Annotated in this window: 16 protein-coding genes and 1 pseudogene; 7 read left to right on the top strand and 10 right to left on the bottom strand. The window is 67.9% G+C overall.

Features of this window, described 5'->3' with window-relative positions; genetic code table 11:
• Window positions 1-14: 14 nt before the first annotated feature.
• Window positions 15-593: a maleylpyruvate isomerase N-terminal domain-containing protein gene (locus OG689_RS43425; protein ID WP_266329055.1), complete on the top strand. Its 579-nt coding sequence runs from the start codon at window positions 15-17 to the stop codon at window positions 591-593.
• Here the strand turns inward: OG689_RS43425 and OG689_RS43420 are convergent, their stop codons facing one another.
• Together OG689_RS43420 and OG689_RS43415 are read right to left on the bottom strand one after the other, a co-directional pair.
• Window positions 594-866 (bottom strand): helicase associated domain-containing protein, encoded by a 273-nt coding sequence (locus OG689_RS43420; protein ID WP_266329053.1) that lies wholly within the window; start codon window positions 864-866, stop codon window positions 594-596.
• Between the two features lie 7 nt (window positions 867-873).
• Window positions 874-1,224, bottom strand: a complete 351-nt coding sequence (locus OG689_RS43415; protein WP_266329052.1) for a hypothetical protein — start codon at window positions 1,222-1,224, stop codon at window positions 874-876.
• A gap of 289 nt (window positions 1,225-1,513) precedes the next feature.
• Here OG689_RS43415 and OG689_RS43410 point away from each other — a divergent pair, with 289 nt between their 5' ends.
• The gene (locus OG689_RS43410) at window positions 1,514-2,449 is read left to right on the top strand and encodes a nitrilase-related carbon-nitrogen hydrolase (protein WP_266329050.1); all 936 of its coding nucleotides are present in this window, start codon (window positions 1,514-1,516) and stop codon (window positions 2,447-2,449) included.
• 52 nt (window positions 2,450-2,501) lie between these two features.
• On the opposite strand, the gene OG689_RS43405 is transcribed toward OG689_RS43410, so the two are convergent.
• The 5 genes from OG689_RS43405 to OG689_RS43385 all read right to left on the bottom strand — a co-directional run bounded on the left by OG689_RS43405 (window position 2,502) and on the right by OG689_RS43385 (window position 6,780).
• A complete protein-coding gene (locus tag OG689_RS43405; RefSeq protein WP_266329048.1) occupies window positions 2,502-2,948 on the bottom strand; it encodes a hypothetical protein in 447 nt (148 codons plus the stop codon).
• Between the two features lie 58 nt (window positions 2,949-3,006).
• Complete coding sequence (locus tag OG689_RS43400) at window positions 3,007-3,666, bottom strand: hypothetical protein (protein ID WP_266329046.1); 660 nt, start codon at window positions 3,664-3,666, stop codon at window positions 3,007-3,009.
• Between the two features lie 405 nt (window positions 3,667-4,071).
• Complete coding sequence (locus OG689_RS43395) at window positions 4,072-5,550, bottom strand: IS1182 family transposase (RefSeq protein WP_266329162.1); 1,479 nt, start codon at window positions 5,548-5,550, stop codon at window positions 4,072-4,074.
• Window positions 5,551-5,807: 257 nt separating this feature from the next.
• The gene (locus OG689_RS43390; protein ID WP_266329044.1) at window positions 5,808-6,383 is read right to left on the bottom strand and encodes a helicase associated domain-containing protein; all 576 of its coding nucleotides are present in this window, start codon (window positions 6,381-6,383) and stop codon (window positions 5,808-5,810) included.
• A gap of 55 nt (window positions 6,384-6,438) precedes the next feature.
• Window positions 6,439-6,780: a helicase associated domain-containing protein gene (locus OG689_RS43385; protein WP_266329042.1), complete on the bottom strand. Its 342-nt coding sequence runs from the start codon at window positions 6,778-6,780 to the stop codon at window positions 6,439-6,441.
• Between the two features lie 26 nt (window positions 6,781-6,806).
• Between OG689_RS43385 and OG689_RS43380 the strand changes: the two genes are divergently transcribed.
• On the top strand, window positions 6,807-7,196 hold the full coding sequence (locus OG689_RS43380; RefSeq protein ID WP_266329040.1) for a hypothetical protein: 390 nt from the start codon (window positions 6,807-6,809) through the stop codon (window positions 7,194-7,196).
• A gap of 33 nt (window positions 7,197-7,229) precedes the next feature.
• On the opposite strand, the gene OG689_RS43375 is transcribed toward OG689_RS43380, so the two are convergent.
• The gene (locus OG689_RS43375) at window positions 7,230-7,832 is read right to left on the bottom strand and encodes a hypothetical protein (protein WP_266329038.1); all 603 of its coding nucleotides are present in this window, start codon (window positions 7,830-7,832) and stop codon (window positions 7,230-7,232) included.
• Between the two features lie 665 nt (window positions 7,833-8,497).
• Between OG689_RS43375 and OG689_RS43370 the strand changes: the two are divergent.
• Window positions 8,498-8,584 (top strand): annotated as a pseudogene (locus tag OG689_RS43370) (IS5/IS1182 family transposase); the annotation flags it as partial.
• A gap of 372 nt (window positions 8,585-8,956) precedes the next feature.
• Here the strand turns inward: OG689_RS43370 and OG689_RS43365 are convergent.
• Together OG689_RS43365 and OG689_RS43360 are read right to left on the bottom strand one after the other, a co-directional pair.
• Window positions 8,957-9,753 (bottom strand): IS5 family transposase gene (locus OG689_RS43365; protein WP_266329156.1). Its coding sequence is split into 2 segments (ribosomal slippage): window positions 8,957-9,418 and window positions 9,421-9,753, totalling 795 coding nucleotides; the frame shifts between segments, so codons are not numbered across the junction.
• Between the two features lie 446 nt (window positions 9,754-10,199).
• The gene (locus tag OG689_RS43360; protein ID WP_266329036.1) at window positions 10,200-10,991 is read right to left on the bottom strand and encodes a hypothetical protein; all 792 of its coding nucleotides are present in this window, start codon (window positions 10,989-10,991) and stop codon (window positions 10,200-10,202) included.
• A 374-nt stretch (window positions 10,992-11,365) separates the two neighbouring features.
• On the opposite strand from OG689_RS43360, the gene OG689_RS43355 reads away from it, so the two are divergent.
• The 3 genes from OG689_RS43355 to OG689_RS43345 are packed head-to-tail and all read left to right on the top strand — an operon-like array spanning window position 11,366 to window position 18,098.
• Window positions 11,366-13,660, top strand: coding sequence for a PQQ-binding-like beta-propeller repeat protein (locus OG689_RS43355; protein ID WP_323189414.1), 2,295 nt, complete (start codon window positions 11,366-11,368; stop codon window positions 13,658-13,660).
• A gap of 35 nt (window positions 13,661-13,695) precedes the next feature.
• Window positions 13,696-14,124 carry a hypothetical protein gene (locus OG689_RS43350; RefSeq protein WP_266329032.1) on the top strand — a complete coding sequence of 143 codons (429 nt, stop codon included), beginning with the start codon at window positions 13,696-13,698 and terminating at the stop codon, window positions 14,122-14,124.
• On the top strand, window positions 14,121-18,098 hold the full coding sequence (locus OG689_RS43345; protein WP_266329030.1) for a hypothetical protein: 3,978 nt from the start codon (window positions 14,121-14,123) through the stop codon (window positions 18,096-18,098). Before OG689_RS43350 ends, OG689_RS43345 begins: the two co-directional genes overlap by 4 nt.
• Window positions 18,099-18,133 lie beyond the last annotated feature (35 nt).

Raw genomic sequence — 18,133 nt, 5'->3', positions numbered from 1 at the left:
CATAGCATTGCCTGATGCGCTACATCGACAACCGAGACGTCAACGAGGCCGTGACCGAGATGGTGCGGGTACTCGGCCCGCACGACGCGGAGGACTGGTCGGTGCCGGCAGGTTCGCTGGAATGGAGCTGCTGGACGACGGCCGCCCACATCGCCCATGACCTGCTGGCCTACGCCGGGCAGGTCGCCGCGCGCCCAACGGACGCCTACCTACCCTTCGACCTCGCCGTCCACTCGGACAGCTCTCCGTGCGAGGTGCTCCAGGTGGTCACCGCCTGCGCGGGGCTGCTCGGCAGTGCGCTGGCCACGGCCGGCCCGGAGGTGCGGGCCTGGCACTGGGGTCCTTGCGATCCGCCAGGCTTCGCGGCGATGGGTGTCGCCGAGGTTCTCCTGCACACCCGTGACATCACCCAGGGGCTGGGCGTGCCGTGGCTGCCCCCGGCCTCTCTTTGTGAGGCGGTGCTCCACCGCCTCTTCCCCGACGCTCCGCCCGGTGACCCGGCTCATGTCCTCCTCTGGTCCACCGGCAGGGGCGACCTGGACGACCATCCCCGCCGCACCTCATGGACATGGCGGGCGGCAGTAGCCGAGTGATCAGACCCACCGGAGGCAGACTGAGAGACACCCCCAACACGGTGAACCTATGCGGCCAGAGCAGTAGCGGCGCTGGTCGGCCACCCACACCCCGAGCTTGTGTCCGGACGGCGCGGTGTAGGCGTACCGCACGCGCACGTCCCCGAAGGCCCTCTTGTAGGCGAGCAGCTCCTCCAGGCCCCGCCGGAACTCGGCCCGCTCCGGCTCCAGGACCCGGGTCCGCACGAACGCCGCGATGACCGCCGGATCCCGCTGCGTGGAGAACTGCAGCAACTGCGCCTCACCCTGCCCGGAGCGCCGCTCCTCCGGGTCTCCGGCGTGCCTCGGCTCGCGCGGGGGCCGGCTCTCGGACTGCGGCAGCGCCAGGCTCGACGGCGGCCGCGTCGTGCGAGCCCAGCGCCATCAACAGCTTCGCCAGCCCGTCGAACGCCCGGAAGGAGAGCAGCTGATCTCCGCGATCCCCGGCACCGAGGATGACCGGCACCACGATGGTGGCGACCTTCCCACTGCCCGGCCTCATCCGCAGCGCCCGGCCGACGGCCTGCACCAGGTCCACCATCGACCCGCGCACGTCGGCGAAGAACACCGAGTCGCAGTCGAAGGTGTCGACGCCTTCACTCAAGACCTTCACCGAGGCAGGACGTAGCGCAGCAGCTGCAGCCCGTCCCCGGCGAGCAGGGAGGAGAAGTTACCAAGGGTCTGCCGCCGCTGACAGCGGCCACCATGATTTCCCCGTGGACGGCCAGCAGCGGAGTCACCCCCTGTGATCGGGAGTGGGGGCCGATCGCTGACGGCTCGTGCTTGTCCCAGCCGGGTCCTGGTCAGGCCGGACGGGGATCTTGGTGTCCGGTGGCGTGGTGAATCGTTCTTGCTGGAGCGGCGGTCACCCGGACCGCCCTTCAACGAGGGATCTCATGCTCATGACCCAGCCCGTCCGTGTCGTCTTCCGCTCTGCTACGCGCACGGCGCCCGCTTTCGGCGAAGGGCTGCGGGTGGCCCTGTACCAGGGACAGGGCCCGGTCGGCAGCCGCCAGGCGGTGGAGCAAAATCTGGAGCGCCTGGTCGAGGTGACCGCGCTGGCGGCGGACTACGGCTGCCAGGTGGTGGTGTTCCCGGAGAAGTACACCACCGGCTACGCCATCGACCCCGAGCAGTGCCGCCAGCTGGCCGAGGACCGCGAAGGCCCCTCGGTCGAGCGCGCCCGGCTGGCGGCCAAGGAGAACAACCTCGCCGTGGTCCTCCCCTACCCCGAACGCGACGGGAGCGACTTCTACGACTCGATCAGCGTGATCGCGACCGACGGGCTGGTGGCGGCGAACTACCGCAAGACCCACCTGTACGGGGCTGCCGAGCGGCGCAACTACTCCTTCGGTCAGGATCTGCCGCCCGTGGTCACCATGAACGGCATCGCGGTGGGCGTGCTCAACTGCTACGAGTGCGAGTTCCCACCGCTGTACCAGTACCTGGCCGAACACGGCGCCCAGGTCGTGCTCGGGCCCACCGCCGCCGACGGGCACTTCCGCCTGGCCGACGGCACCATGAGCCAGGTCCCCTACCAGGACGCCACCCGCCACATCATCCCCGCCATGGCCAGCATCTGGCGCCTGTTCATCGCCTACGCCAACCGCCGCGGCTGCGAACAGGTCCCCGCCGGCGCCTGGCAGTACCAGGGCAACTCCGGCATCTGGGCCCCCGACGGCGAACCCCTCGTCGCCGCCACCCCCGAAGACCGCCACCACGACACCCTGCTCATCGCCGACTGCCTCCCCGCCACCGTGCCGCCCTTCAGCCCCGAAGGCCACCACCCCACCGACAACCGCCTCGCCCTCAACCCCGTCCTGAAGCCTGCGAGCTGAGCACTCCCGGCATCGCAGAGCAGGTGACACAAGGAACGCGTCACACCCCGCGCTACACAGTGTGACCACTGGCGGCCAGATATCTCCCCACTCGCTGGCCGCCAGTGGGGAGATCCAACTGGCCACTATCACGCCGCTCGGCCACGGTGTGCTCGGACTCCAGCCAGCTCGTCCCGATCAGCTCCGGGGACGGGTGCAAGGCAGGTTCCTGCTCGTACAGCACCTTGGCCACGTCCCGCAGGCCGATGCTGAGCGTCAGCGCCTCCGCCACGAAGTGGTGGAACGGCAGTACCCGGCCCAGATCCCACTCGGCGGCAGCGGTCAGCAGAGCCGTCTGCAGGGCCGCCAGCCGGGCACCCCGGTACTCCACCGACATCCTGGCGTTGCGGGCCTGGCGGTCGAGAACGGCATCGATGAGGCGGGAGCGGGAGGTGGCGTCGAGCCCGTACGCGTCGACGTACTTGCGCGGCCTGGACGGTGGCGTGCGGCGCGCGGGCACGCCTGCCGCGCGGGGGCATCAACACCGCCAACAGCTGGAACTTCACTGCCGCGCTGCTTCAGGGGGTGTTCAGGCCGAAGGTCTGGTCGGCGACGTTACTGGCGCCGGGGCTGTAGATGTTGCTGTTGGTGGCGATGTTGTTGAACAGGGGCAGGATGCCGCTGAGGTTGATGGGCAGGATGGACCCGCTGTTTCCGCCTCCCGATCCACCGCTGTTGCCGCACCCGCCGCCCGTGATAGGCGCGGTGTCGGTAGCCGTGGCCTTGGAACCGTTGAGGTCGTCCGTGATGGTGGCGGTGTTGCTGACGCTGCACGGGGCGTCGGCGAGGACATCGACGGTGGCCTCCAGCGTGTAGCTCCCACCGGGCGAGAAGTGGACGCTGTTGCAGTCGAAACTGTTCGCGTCGTACAGACAGTTGCTAATGCTGATGTCCGTGCCGTTCGAGGCGGTGATGACTGGCCCGTAGGGGCGAACTGTGAGGCCGGTGGGCAGGAAGTCCGAGAGGCTGGCTTCGGTTGTCTGATCGCCGCTGTTGGTGACGGTGATGACGTACGTGCCCTGGCCGCCGCGGGTGAAGTCCCCCTTGTGCGTCTTGGTGATCTGCAGCTGGGCCTGGGCGTGTGCGGTGCCCGTTCCCAGCGCGAGGGGCATGACGATGCCGAGCCCCATCAGGGTGCACAGAGCGGACGCCCGTCGCTTGAACGTGTACCTGGCCATGCGTTTCTCCTGTCCTCGGACGAGCGATGTGGCCCAGGTCACGGCTCACCGCGGTTCTGCCGGGTCTGCTATGTACAAAACACGCCCGGCAGGACCGGATCACGGACCCGCGCCGACCGCTTCACTCGATCGCCACGCGGCCCCGGCCCGGCCCGCAAGGTGACGACGGGCCACCTCCGTTCACCCGGGTGTCGCATGCGGCTGGCTGAACCCGCCAGCTGGGGCGAGGTGCGCGCTGCCGCCCCGGCTAGGAGCGTGGGTCAGTAACGAGCAAGCGGCTCTGCTCGCGTGACCTGTGGGGCGGTCGCGGCGGCCCTGCCAGGCCCTGTGTGGGGGTGTGGCGGGGGCCTGCCCGTCGGGTGTCCGGCTGTCAGGGCTCGTGTCGCGGCCGGGAGGCCCGGCTGGTCAGCCGGCCAGAGCGGCGAGCCCTGATGTCCCGGCGTGGCGGAAGATCTTGCGGAGGTTGTGGCAGGCGGCGAGCAGGCGCCACTCGCCGCGGGCGCCGTCCTCGCCGCGCAGGAAGAGCTGGCGGCCGTTCTGGCAGGTCATGATCTGGCCGAAGACTGGTTCGACGATGGCCTTGCGGCGGCTGTAGGCCTTCCGGCCTGGCTTGGTCCGCAGTTTGCGGGCCATGCGCTCCTTCAGGGTCGCGTTCTTGGGGATGCGTCCGCGTGGTGCGGGTTGGACCTGTTCGTCGTGGCCGAGCCGACCAGTAGCCATGAACGTGTCGGTGCCGCAGGCCAGTTGGCGCTCCTGCGCGGCTTCGAGGTTGGTCTCGGAGCAGTAGCCGGCGTCGACGTGGGCCTGCTTGGGGTGGCGGCCGGTGTTCTGTGCGGACTGGTCGAGCATCGTGGTGTAGTTCAGCGCGTCGGAGGCGTTGGTCATCACGTCGGCGGCGGTGATGACCTGGTGGGCCTCGTCCACGACGGCCTGGGCGTTGTAGGCCTGGATGTAGGCGCCGTCGCTGTTCTTCATGATCCGCGAGTCGGGGTCGGTGAAGTTGGCCTGGGCCTTCGGTTTCGGCCGGGCCTTGGCGGCGGCCTCGCCGGCGTCGATGACGGCCTGCTGGTCGCTGGTGCCGGTGCGCTGCCGGCGGCGGCGTTCCTTGTCCTCGGCGTGGCGGCGGGCCTTGTCGGCGGCCTCGGCCTCGATCTGGGCGCGGGCGGCCTGCAGCCTGGCGAGGCGCTTCTCGCGCCGGTCGAGTTCGGCGGGCAGGTCCATGTCCTTGCCGTCGACGCCGAAGGTGGCGTCCTCGGCTTCGTCGGTGGCCTCGGCGTCGGCGAGCAGGGCTGCGGCCTTCGCCTCCAGCGCGGCGATCTCGGCCTCGACCTGCTCTTCCTTGTCGACGAGGCGGCCGTAGCTCATCGCCTTGTGCTTGGAGGCGTTCGCTTCGAGCTTGGTGCCGTCCAGGGCGACGCGGCCCATCTTGACCATGCCGAGCTTGGTCGCGAGGTGCAGCGACTGGGTGAACAGGTCGGCCAGGGCGTCGAGGTGGCGACGGCGGAACCGGGCGATCGAGCGGAAGTCCGGGGCCTGGTCGGCGGCCAGGAACCGGAACGCGACGTCGTCGGAGCACTTGCGCTCGATCGCCCGCGAGGAGCGGACGCCGGTGGTGTAGCCGTAGATCAGCAGGCGCACCATCAGCCTGGGGTCATATGGCGGGTAGCCCCGCTTCTCGGTGTAGTCGGCCAGGATCGGGGAGAGGTCGAGTACCTCGTCGACCAGGTCCGCCACGAACCGGGCGAGGTGGCCCTCGGGCAGCCAGTCGTCCAGAGACGGCGGCAGTAGCAGGACCTGATGCGGATCGAACGTCCGGAACGTCTTGTCCACCGCTGCCGCACGACCCGGCGCCCGCTTCACCTCGACCGGCTCGATCTCGAACAGCCCATCCCCACCACGCATACCGGGATCATCCCGCATGAAAGGTCACGAGACGCAGGCGGGTTGCCCGTTACTGAGACACGCTCCTAGCCCCCGGCCCCGCTACGCCCAGCGCATGCCGAGTTCGGTGAGGCGGGCGGCGCGTTCGGTGGGGATGTCGGCGCGTCGGCTGCGGCTGTTGGCGATGAACAGGCCGAGACTGACTTTTACGGTGCTGCCGTCGGCCAGCTCCAGCGCCTCCTTGTGCTTGCGCGGGGCGTTCAGGTGGCCCTCCCGTTCCGGTACTGGGCGGCTGCGGCGAGGTTGCGCCGCTCCTTCTCCGCGTGGCCGACCTTGGCCGGCGGGAGCTGCTCGGCGGCCAGCGGCTCCAGCCCGAGGACGTGCTCGCACAGCCACTGCTGCGCCGGTCCGAGCTTGTCCCAGCCGACCCGCTGGGTACGCGCCCACGCGGCGAGGTCTTCGCCCTGGACGACGACGCTGCCCGGATCACCCGTCAGGGTCCCGCCGGCCTTCACGTGCCGCCAGGCGAGCGCGAAGCACCGCTGCCATTCCACTGCCCAGGTGGGGCACCATGCCGGGTCGATGGCGTCCAGGGCGGCCTTCCGGTCGGCGGTCAGCGCCCCTGTCCAGTCCAGACCCTCCTCGCCGGCTTCTGCGCGGCGTTCCAGTGCCTCGGTGCGCCGCTGGGCGGTGCGCAGGTTCTTCATGATGGTCCCGACCGGCCGCCCGCCCCAGACGGCCTCGTTCGGCGGGCAGGCGTGCCCGTGCTCGGCCGCATAGCCGGCGACCGCGGTCAGGTTGTCGGTGAAGGCGGAGTCGAACGCCGACCAGACCATGCCGAGGGCGTCCAGCTCCTTGACGCGCTCGGCGTCCAGGACGTCGGCGGCCTTGTTACCGGCGCTGGTCGGCCACCCACACCCCGAGCCGGTGCCCGGACGGCGCGACGTAGGCGTAGGCGACCTTCACGTCCCCGAACGCGGCCTTGTAGGCCAGCAGCTCCTCCAGGCCCCGCCGGAACTCCTCCCGCTCCGGCTCCAACACCCGGGTCCGCACGAACGCCGCGACCACCGCCGGATCCCGCTGCGTGGAGAACTGCAGCAGCTGCTCCCCGGCCTGGCCGGAGCGGCGCTCCTCAGGGTCGCCGGCATGCCTCGGCTCGCGGGCCGGCCTGGTCTCGGACTGCGGCAGGGCCAGGCGCTCGACGGCGGCCGCGTCGTGCGAGCGCAGCGCCATCAGGCGACGACCCTGCGGCGGTCCTGGTGCCCGGCAAGAGCCTCGCCGAGGCCGCGAAGGCGATGGAGGGCGAGCACATCGTGAGCGTCCACTGGTCGGCAGGGCTGTTCGGCCTGTCGCTCCCCGGCCGGCGCACCTACATGACCCGCCTGTTGGACAGCGAGTTCCCGCAGATGGGCAGCTTCTTCGACGGCGACTGGCCGATGACGATCAACGTCCCGGTCGCCGACGCCGTCGCCGCCATCCAGCGCGTCGCCCTGGTCGCCACCCGCAACACCCCCGTGCGCCCGATCGTCGACCCGGGCGGTCACCAGCTGCGCGTCGAGGCCGGCTCCGGCGACGACGCCCAGGCCTCGGACCAGATCCCACAAGCCGTCAGGAACGATCCAGCCTCACCCATAACTCCCCATGGCTGATCCAACGTTCCGGCGGCCACATAGGACACGCTGTTAGAGAATAAAATCTCGCCAAAAGGTGACAGTTACTTGAGGGCGAGCGTCATATTGAGGAGTTTCGGATTCTTCGTCAAATTCGTTTCCGACATAGGCGATCAGATTTTCTCCGTAGGGCACGATATCGGTTCCCCAAATCGACAAAATAGGGTGCCTGGCATAGCCGGGGCCTGCCGGCAGGAATCTATGCCCATACACGGGAGCTAGTCTCGGTGCTTCTTTGAGTAGATTCCTGGAAAGCGAAATTGCAGCTTCAGGATCGGCGGGACGCAATCCCCATTCGGGTTTCCAGAGTCCAATTTCAATCTCACGTGCAACGCCTCTTTCAGGCCATGAGAGGTGTTTCCGAAGAAGATCCGGACCGCCATTTCTCCAGTCTGGCCAAGGATTATTCCAGCTCGCTCCTTCCCGGGGGGGCGAACTTACCGGCAGGCCTACGGAGAGAAAATCTCGGTGATCCTCAGCGAATTGAAAGCCGTACAGTCCTTCAATTTCATCAAACTCTGCATCGCTGAGGCCCTGCTCTATGGTGCAGCATCCAAGTCTTGCCAAACGGTGCGCGGCCTCGGCGCCTAGTTGGTGTCCATCGTGGTTCGTCACATGATGATGATAGCGTGCGCTCATGGCTTGTGGTGCGCTTCGTGTAGATTGAGCTGTGACTTCCAGAAAATCTCCAACCTCTCACGGAAAGTCAGAACGCGGCATGAGCCTCTTGAGCCTTGATCATGTATGAGAGTCCGTCTGCGGCTGGTCTTTCTTAACGCTCCCTCTCTATTGGCGAGGTTTGTGAAGCCTAAGGGCTGTCCCGTTTAAGCAGGTGAGGCGGCGCTGACGGTCGCGGTACGGTCCCCGGGTGGAGCTTTTGAACCTGGCCTGCCCGCTGCACGGACCCGGCATCGACCCCTCGTCTTTGGTCGGCAGGCGCCTCGTCCAGGTGCTGGCGTCGTGGCAAACATACGATGGGCGGCCCGGCGACAGCCCGGTCGAGGTTTGGCTGATCGATGATCGAGACAGGTCCACCAATATCGCCAGCGGCACGGACTGGTGCCTCATGGTCGAGACCTCTCGGCCGGATGATGGCTTCGACATGGGCGACTGGGGTCGGATCGACGTGCTGCCCGTGCATGACGAGACACCCTTCGAGGTCCACCTGGGGGAGCCCGTAATCGGAGTCCGCCAGGAGTGGGAGCCGGCAACAGGGCGCGTGGCACTGAGCTGGACTTCCCATCGGGAAGCGTCCGCTGCGAGAGCTGGAGCGGTGACCCCTGCGCGACTGCCGTCTCAAGGGGGACGGCGTTCACCACGCCATGCTCGGCATCGCCCGCCTGCACAACCTCCTCCAAGCCGCGTGAGCCGGGCGGCCGCCACGCAACCCACCGCCCGAGACGCCCCGAAGATCAATTACGGGACAGCCCTTAGGGTCGACAACAGCATCCTGCTACGTGGATCTAGCGGCCGGACATTACCTTCTGGAATGACTTAATCCGGTAGACCGCCCGCTTTGCCGTTAAACGATGCCTGGCGCGGCCTGTGTCTGCCGCAAATTTCTCCGCATCAACGCGAGAGCCATTAGTTAAGGGGGCTGATCCGCGCTACCCAATTGGAAGATAATTGGGGTGATAGGAAAAGGTCTAAGGGCTTCTCTGGACCTGTGGGCCAGGAGGCGTTGGCCTAGGTGTGCAGGTGCTGTCGGCGGAGTGCCGTGAGCTCATTAAGAGATCGTCTCATTTGGTGAGTCTGCGGTGGCAGATGAGGGTGGCGGCGATGGTGGCGAAGGCTGCGAAGTGGTCGGCCTTGCGTTCGTAGCGGCGGTGGAGCCGGCGGAAGCCTCCGAGCCAGGCCATCGTCCGTTCGATGGTCCAGCGGTGGCGGCCGAGGCGGGTGGAGGCCTCGACGCCGCGGCGGGCGATGCGGTGAGCAATCTGGCGGCGTCGCAGGTAGGCCCGGATGAAGCGGTGGTCGTAGGCTTTGTCGGCATGGAGTTTGCCGGGTCGCCGGCGCCTGGGGCCGCGGCGGGACCGGATCGGCGGGACAGCCTCGACGAGCGGGATCAGGGCCTGGCTGTCGTGGAGGTTGGCCCCGGAGATCGCAACCGAAAGGGGCAGACCGGTACGTTCGGTGAGCAGATGGATCTTCGAACCGTACTTGCCCCGATCTACAGGATTCGGACCTGTCAGATCCCCTTTTTCAGGGCCCGCATGTTCACCGAGTCGACCGCGCAGCGGGACCAGTCCAGCTTGCCCCGGGCGCCGAGCTCGTCCAGGACCAGGCGGTACAGCTTGGCCCACACCCGCGCCGCGGTCCACTCGGTGAAGCGCCGGTGCGCGGTCGGACCGGACGGGCCGAAGCACGGCGGCAGCTGAGCCCAAGTACACCCTGACGTTGCGACGAACACGATCGCGGCCAGCACCTCGCGGTCCCCATGTCGCCGCCGACCGCCGCCCTGCGGACGCGTCGGCGCCGGGGGCACCACCCGCTGGAACAGTTCCCACAACTCGTCCGGCACGAGACGATCCACGATCAGCACACCCGGAGTCTACTCAAACGTCCAAATGAGATGACTTCTAAGGTGTTCACCAGGCCGCGCCCAGCCTGGTTTCCGGTGCTCGCCAAGGCAGCGGATGACTGCTGTGGCCGGGCCTGGACCCGTCCAGGCCCGGCCACCGGGAAAATCCTCCGCTTGTGCTGACGCGAGGGCCCCGTCGTCCACTGGGTAGCCAGGGGCATTGCCCCGTATGCACAACCTGCCCTCGCCGGCTGAGTGAGCAAGTCCCCCAGGGCCCTTGCTCTGGCGCTACAGAACGGAATACGAGACAGCCCTTGAGGAGGGCTGGGGACTGGAGCGGCAGCTGATGCGCCGTTTCCAGTCCCCAGCCCTCCTCAGAAAAGCATTTTCAATATGACAGGGCAGAAGATTTCTCTTCTCCAGTCATGATTTGAGTAGGGGTGGCCTGGCAAACAGTGAGGCTAGCGCCAGCCATTATCTGGGAAATGGGGGGCATCGAATTTATGGATTGTTTCATAATGATCCTTCGAATAACCCATGACGATTCGACCGTCTGGAAGCGTCTTCTGCAGAATGCGCGCATTTCCTGGGTCCTTCGCGGCAGGAACGAGCCATTCCTTGGCGCCTTGCCAGAAACTATTGTGGCCGTCATCTCCTCTGAAAATCTTCTGCTGACCCGCTTGCGGGTGGCCCTGCTCGTACACCTGGGGAGTTCCCCTCCCCGCCCGGATCTCCTCGTACTCCTCGATGAATGTTTTGGGTAACTTCCTTGGCAGGGAATCCGACAAGCGGCCATTACCACCCGGGGCAACTATGTAGCTTCTGATGCCGCGCGGCGTTTCTGCGCTTGTCATCGAATTCCAGAATGGTCCCTTCGAAGAAAGGAATCCGGCACCAATTTTCCCACCATTGCCATTGGCGAGGCGATCGGCGCCAGCCTCCATGCCAATTGCAACCAGGGCCGTACCTAGAAGCATCCATATTTGTGTGGCTTCGTCGTCTGTGCAGGCACCCGGCGTGAAAGCGCAAACGTCGACGGCGAGGTGATATTGGGAAATTGGACTATGGTAGGCGTCGATCTTTTTCGCTGCGAGCGAGTTATAGGCCTCGATAAATTTACTCGGCGCAGAAAAGTTAACCGGCAGGGCTAGACTTTCGTCGACGATGATTTGATCGTCGACGACTTCGAATCCGCCGCGTTCACCCCGCTGATCCTTGTCCACATCCTCGGGCGTTCCATGCAACCAGCTCATCCGCCGCAACCCCGACAAGACCACTATCAACCTCGGCACCGACGAACTCACCCTCGACACCGCCACCAAGACCAACCCGATCGGCACCCGGTACTACCCCATCCCCGGCGGCATGACCATCGTCCGCACCGGAGCCGGCACCGCCCCGGGCACCTTTGGGAGAAGTGCGAGCCGAAGTCGCCTTCCTTGGGTACGCTCCGGGCGGGGGCTTTGCGTGGTGATGTGGTGCCACCGAAGAATGCCTGGCAGCCGACGCAGCTGGCATATGCCTGCGTGTGTTGGTGTTCAGTGCGTGCGCCATCCCCTCAAGCTGCCCTGAGCTGTTCGTGGCGAAAGGGCATGGTGACAGTTGGTCCCGCAGGTGGGACGATTTTTTGCTTCACGCCAATCGAGGGGGCGACGAGTTGGAGCGTCTGGGGGCGGACGAGCCTGAGCAGATCGGGCCGTACACACTGCTCGGAAGACTGGGGTCCGGCGGGGCGGGCACGGACTACGTGGGCCGTTCAGCGAGCGGGTTGATCGTCTCGGTCAAACTGATCCGGCCCGACCCGGCCGAGGACAGTGGGTTCAGGCAACGGCTTCGGGATGAGGTAGCGGCGGCGCGCGGGTTGCCGGATACCTTCGTCGCTCGGGTGGTGGACGCTGATGTAGAAGGTCCCGTCCCATGGGTGGCGAGCACGCTGATTCCGGGCCTGTCCCTGCGTCAGGCAGTGGGTACGCAGCAGCATCTGCCTGAGTCCACCTTGCGTGTGCTGGCCGAGGGTCTCGCCGGCGCGCTGGCCGCCGTGCACGAGGCCGGGGTGGCCCACGGCAGCTTGCAGCCGGACAACGTGGTGGTGGCCGAGAGCGGGCCCTACGTCGTCGGCCTGGGGGTGCCCCGGCTCCTGGAGCCTTTGCTCTCTGAGGGTGCGACTAGGGCAAGCGTCGGCCTGGCGGGCTATATCGCGCCCGAGCAGGTCTCGGGGCAGGCAGGAACAGCTGCTGGCGACATGTTCTCCCTGGGGGCGACCCTGGTCTTCGCGGCGTCAGGACGGGATCCTTTGGGGCCTGGCTCCGGTTTCAACGTTGCGGCCCTGCCGCCGTCGCTTCGGGAGGTGGTCGCGGGCTGTCTCTACGACGAGTCCCAGGCCCGCCCGACAGCCCGGCAGTTGCTGGACTACCTCGGCCGCCAAGGCGTACCACCAGTGCCTGCGAACGCCTGGCTTCCGCTGCCGCTCGCGCAGGAGGTAGCAGCCGCCAACCGCCAGTGGGCATCTCCGGCCGCCTTTACAGGCGGGAGCACGGCGTTGGTGCCCGGCACAGGGCGCGGCGGGATCAGCCGGAGGACTCTGATCATCGGCTTGGCGGGTGGCGCGGTTGCGGTCGGAGGCGTCGCTGCCGCCGTGGCCGGCCTGTCCGGCGGTTCGCCCACCTCGGCTCCTACTGCGAAAGGCGGCTCTGCACCGACATCAACCTCGCCAGGTGGATCACCCAAGGCTTCGGGCCCGGCAACGGTCTCCCCCTCAGTCTCCTCGTCCCCATCCTCGTCGGAGCCGCCCCGGATCGAGCTGGCAGCTCCGGAGGCGGTCCCGGCGTGGTCGGTTGTCGTGGAGGCGAAGCCAACTGCCGTGGTGGCATCCGACAAAGTGATCGTCCTTCTCTCGGAGAAGGCCACCACCTTCCTGGACTCCGCAGGCAAGAGCACGTACAGCCCCCTGCCGGTGGGCCAGTTCAGTTCGAGCTACAACTCGCTGGCAACGTTCGCCGACGGTGTGCTCTACATCCTCGGCGACACAGGATCGAAAAGCGGATACCAGCTGGGCGCCGTCGACGGTGGCACCGGCAAATCGAAGTGGGTCGTCAACGGGAACGACACGGAGGGAGACATCCGCAATGACCCGTCGTATGTGGCGGTGAGCGGAAGTGTGGTGTACGTGTGCGGGATTAAGAGCAGCGGTATGGACTCCCTGGCGTCCGGCTACATCTGGGCCTTCGACATGAGTACCGGCCGCAACCTGTGGCGGACCACCGGTACCGACATCGCCAACGTTCTCATCCCTCCGTCTGGCCGCTACCTGCTCGCAGGGGCTCCCACCGAAGTGGACGGGAGGAACAACCAGGTTCAGATGATCGACGCGCAGAACCAGGGGGCGCGGGGCTGGAAGATGCCGGTGCCGCACGCCCTGTACCAGCAGGGGCGGCCGATGACCGCGTTCGCCGGTGGGCTGTTCATCTTCGGGGATGAGCAGATTCTGGCTGTCGACCCGGCCACCGGCAAGGAGGCATGGCACCTGAGCGGGGGACCGGAGCAGCCCGACGTGCGCTTCGGTTTCCCCACGCCGAGCCTCGACGGCAAGACGGTCTACATCCCGGTGGGGGAGGACCTGGTGGCGACGAACACCGCCGACGGCAGCGTCAAATGGATCGCACACCTCCCCCCGCTCACCAACTTCAAGGCCAGCCTCGCCTTTTCGGGGGTCAGCGCCGATCTCCAGTGCTCCAGTGACACGGTCTTCGCCACCGATGTGAAGGGCACCTTGTGGGCCATCGACGCCGCCACCGGAAGGGCCCGGTGGACCTACAGCGACCCCGGGCAGCCCGCGGTCGGGTTCCTCTGGACCGTCGGCGGCGACCACGTCTACATCTCATCGAACTTGACGGTCACCGCCATTCCGGCGCACAAGCCGTAGACAGCACACGACGCCAAATCTCACTGGGGGAAATCATGGAGACAAGCCTTGAACTGGCCACGCTGGCATCGGTCGCCTCGGCGCGCCTGATCGACATGGTGGCGACGGACGGCTGGGCCGCCGTACGTGCCGCAGTGTCATCGCTGTGGCGCCGCTCGCACCCCGAACGGGCAGAAGAGGAACTGGGCGAGGCGCGCGACAGGCTGCTCGCGAGCCAGGGGGGCGGCGACGACCAGAACCTGCGAGCGCTGCTGGTGGCGGTATGGCAGGCCAAGCTCGCTCTGCTGCTCGCGACCGAGCCGGACCTCGCCGACGAGGTACGTCAGCTGATCAGCGAGGAACTGCGTGGCAGCAGCCCGGTGGGTCAGGTGGTCGGCTCGCTGAACCAGGAGGCCCACGTCACCGACGGGGACGCCTACCTGGCCGGCCGCGACATCACCGTCACCCGGGACGGCCGGCAGTGACGGAAGGGCCCACCCCGCCGCCCAGCGACGAAGTGGAGCCCTGGCAACCCCGCCACATAGAAGCCCACGTCACCCACGGCGACGCGATCCTGGCCGGCCGGGACGTCAACATCCGCTACGAGGACGGAACCCGCCGCACACTCCCGGGGCCAGGCGCCGACGACGACCCCCCGTGCCCGTACCCGGGTCTGAAATCCTTCACGGCGCAACACGCGAGGTGGTTCTACGGCCGGGACCGGATGGTGGCGGCCGTCTGCGCCCGGCTTGCCGACCAGGTGGACGACGGCGGTCTGCTGTGTGTCATCGGCGCCTCCGGTACGGGGAAGTCATCGCTGCTATCCGGCGGGGTGCTCCCGGCAATCGCCGAGGGTGCACTGCCCGCCGGCGGGTCACGCTGGTGGCCGCGGATCACGCTGACGCCGACCGCGGCACCAGCGGAGGCACTGGCCGCCGCCGTTAGGATCCCGCCGGAAGAGGTGATACTTAGGACCGCGGCCTGGCGGGCCGATCCCGGCCAGTGCGTGGCCGACCTACGCCGGGTGGCCGGCCCCGGCCCGGGGACCTCGGGCACCGTGCAGGTGCCTTCGGCGGGTCTGGTGATGGTGATGGACCAGTTCGAGGAGACCTTCACTCAGTGCCTTGACGACGCCGAGCGGCGATGGTTCATCGAGGTCTTGGAGCGGCTCGGACGGAAGGCGGCACCCGGTGAGCCGACCGTTCTCGTCGTCCTGGGGGTGCGGGCCGACTTCTACGCGGCCTGCACGGCCTATCCGCAGCTGCACAAGGCTCTGGCGGACGACCCGGTGCTGATCACCCCGATGACCGAAACGGAGCTCAGGCAGGCGATCCGCCTGCCCGCCCGGGACGTGGGACTCGAGATCGAGGACGGCCTGGTCGAGGTCCTGCTGAGCGAACTCGGGGCTGCGGGGCAGGCCGCAGATGCCGTTGACGGCTGGGAGGGCGCCGGGCAGGCGGGCAGGTTGCCGTTCCTGGCACACGCGCTGCGGGCCACGTGGCAGGCGCGCAGCGGCCACATCATGACCCTGGACGGGTACCGCGTCACCGGTGGGATCCAGAAAGCCATCGAGCACACGGCAGATCAGCTCTTCAAGTCCCTGCCCGAGGGCGGCGGCGAGGCGGCGAAGTCGGTGTTCCTGCGGCTGGTGGTGGTCGGCCGCGACGCCGACGATGTCCGCCGCCGCGTCGACTACCAGCAGTTGCTGCGCGAGTCGCCGGACCCCGCGCTGGCGAAGGAGGTCGTGGACGTCTTCACCGAGGGCAGGCTGCTCACCAAGGACGAGGAATTCGTCGCCATCACCCACGAGGCGCTCATACGAGCGTGGCCACTCCTGAGTAGTTGGATCGGACACGACCGGGCCGGGAACCTGGTGCGCCAGGACCTTGAGGAGGCGGCCCGAGCCTGGGACGAGGCCAGCCGGGAGCCGACCTCCCTCTACGGGGGGAACCGCCGGGCGGCAGCCGACGCCTGGGTCGAGAAGCACCCTGGCGAGATCAGCGCCACCGCACAGGCATTTCTTCTCGCCGCCGACCGCCGGGAACGCCGTGCGGTCCGCGTGAGGCGCAGAGTGATCAGTGCTCTCTCGGTACTGCTGACAGCCGCGCTCGGGGCCACGGGCATCGCCGTCACCCAAACCTTCCGCGCTCAGGACTCCGCCGCCGCCGCACTGCGCGAACGGGACCAGGCCATCTACGCCCAGGTCACCGCGGAAGCCCTCCAGCTCATGGACAGTGATCCTTCCCTGGGCGCCCAACTCGCCCTGGCCGCCTACCGCATGAAACCGAACCCGGATGCGGCGTCACGACTGATCAGCACGGAGAACACCCCGCTGGCCACCCGGCTGCGCAGCCCCTCGGGCCCGCAGGGATCCGTCTACACGGTGGCCTACAGCCCGGACGGGCACACCCTGGCAACCGGGAGTGTCTATGAGAACACCGTGCGGCTGTGGGACATCACCGACCCCGGCCGTCCGCGCCTGCTGGTCCCGGAGCTGCCCCAGGACAGTTCCGTCGACTCGATCCTGTCGTTGCAGTTCAGCCCGGACGGGAAGACTCTTGCTGTCGCCGGCCACGTCGGCAACCACGACAGGGGCAGCTGGGCGGGCGGCGGCTTCGTGGATCTGTGGAACGTGTCCTCACCGAGCCGCCCTGTCGCGCTGGGCAGGCCGGTGACCACGGACCTCAGCGCCATCCAGACGCTGGACTTCAGCCCGGACGGGCACACCCTGGCAGTGGGCAGCGCCGACTGGACCGTCACCCTGTGGAACGTGACACGCCCCGGGGCCGTCACCTCGCTCGGCCAGGTCCTGACGGGGCCCGGGTCAGCCGTCTATTCAGTGGAGTTCAGCCCGGACGGCCACACCCTCGCGGCCGCCGGCGCCGATGGCAGCGTCACCCTGTGGAACGTGACACGCCCCGAGACCGTCATCCCGCTCGGCCAGGCCCAGACGGCATCCGACCAGGATGCAACCGACGTGGCGTTCAGCCCCGACGGCCACACCCTCGCGGTCGGCAGCGCCGACAGCACCGTGCACCTGTGGAACGTGACCGACCCCTCGCGCCCCACATCCCTGGGCCAGAACCTGGCCGGGCCCGCCAACAGCGTCATGTCGGTGGCGTTCAGCCCCGACGGCCACACCCTGGCCGCCAGCAGCGCCGACAACACCGTCCACCTGTGGAACGTCACTCTTCCCAGCCGTCCCTCGCCGCTGGGCCGGCCACTGACGGGGCCGAGCCAGCCCGCCCTGTCGGTGGCGTTCAGCCCCGACGGCCGAACCCTTGCGGTAGGCAACGCCGACGGCGCCACCGATCTGTGGAGCCTGCCTGCAACGCTCCTTGCCGGAGACGGCGGCAACGTCGAGGCAGCGGCATTCAGCCCGGACGGCCGCACCCTCGCCGCAGGCAATCAGAACGGCACGATCAGCCTGTGGAGCACCACCGACCCCAACCACCCCGCACCGCTGGGGCCACCCCTGCCCAACTCCACGCAGCCCGCCCTGTCGGTGGCGTTCAGCCCCGACGGGCACACCCTCGCCGCAGGCAGCAAGGCCGGCGAGGTCACCCTGTGGAACCTGACGGACCCCCAGCACCCCAAACCGCTCGGACAGCCGCTGCAACGCCTCGGCGGCTCGGTCCACACGGTCGTCTTCAGCCCGGATGGCCACACACTCGCCGCTGCGGGCGACGCCCCCATCTCCGGCGACATCCTGCTGTGGGACGTGAGCGACCCGAGTCGTCCGACGGACGAGACCACCGTCTTCGGAGACGACACCACCCACTCGGTACTGTCCCTGGCGTTCAGCCCCGACGGAAACGTCCTGGCCGCCGGCGGCGACAACAGCAACCACACCGTCGGCCTGTGGAGAGTGGGCAGGGAAGATTCCCCTGTTCGTATGGGCCAGCCCCTGGAACAGCCCGGCTCGACCAGTGCCTGGGTCGCCTTCAGCCCCGACGGCCGCACCCTCGCCGTCGGCAACAGCAGCGGCACCATCAACCTGCTGAACACCACAGACCCCCACCACCCAACCCCCCGGGGCGAGCCCCTGCTCCTGCCCGGCCCGCTATGGTCAGTGGCGTTCAGCCCCGACGGCCACACCCTCGTCGCCAGCGGCCAAACCGGCAACGGCACCATCAGCCGGTGGAACGTGACCAACCCGGACCACCCCGAGCCGATCGGCCAGCCACTGACCGTCACCACCGGACCCGTCGCCATCGTGGCCTTCAGCCCCAACAGCCGTATCCTCGCCGCCACCACCGACGACGGCGTCGTCGGCCTGTGGAACCTCACCACCGACGAAGCCATCCACCGGATCTGCGAGACCAGCGCAAGCGCGCTCAGCCCCCAGCAGTGGAACCGCTACATCCCCCAACTCCCCTACACCCCACCGTGCCCGGCCACCACTGCCGCCAACACGACAGCAGCAACGCCCCCGGCATCCTCACAGGCTGCCAAGTAGTTGATCTCGACGGGACGCCGGTGACAATGCCGGGC

The organism is Kitasatospora sp. NBC_00240 (assembly GCF_026342405.1).
Lineage (GTDB): Bacteria > Actinomycetota > Actinomycetes > Streptomycetales > Streptomycetaceae > Kitasatospora.
The sequence above is the reverse complement of the archived record's forward strand: the minus strand, read 5'-3'. Positions and strand labels throughout refer to the sequence as shown.

Excerpts from the sequence above, each read along its gene's own strand:
- OG689_RS43425 (WP_266329055.1), top strand. The coding sequence starts at position 15 with ATGCGCTACATCGACAACCGAGACGTCAACGAGGCCGTGACCGAGATG.
- OG689_RS43360 (WP_266329036.1), bottom strand. The coding sequence starts at position 10,991 with ATGAGCTGGTTGCATGGAACGCCCGAGGATGTGGACAAGGATCAGCGG.
- OG689_RS43410 (WP_266329050.1), top strand. The coding sequence starts at position 1,514 with ATGACCCAGCCCGTCCGTGTCGTCTTCCGCTCTGCTACGCGCACGGCG.
- OG689_RS43385 (WP_266329042.1), bottom strand. The coding sequence starts at position 6,780 with ATGGCGCTGCGCTCGCACGACGCGGCCGCCGTCGAGCGCCTGGCCCTG.
- OG689_RS43350 (WP_266329032.1), top strand. The coding sequence starts at position 13,696 with ATGGAGACAAGCCTTGAACTGGCCACGCTGGCATCGGTCGCCTCGGCG.
- OG689_RS43390 (WP_266329044.1), bottom strand. The coding sequence starts at position 6,383 with ATGGTCTGGTCGGCGTTCGACTCCGCCTTCACCGACAACCTGACCGCG.
- OG689_RS43400 (WP_266329046.1), bottom strand. The coding sequence starts at position 3,666 with ATGGCCAGGTACACGTTCAAGCGACGGGCGTCCGCTCTGTGCACCCTG.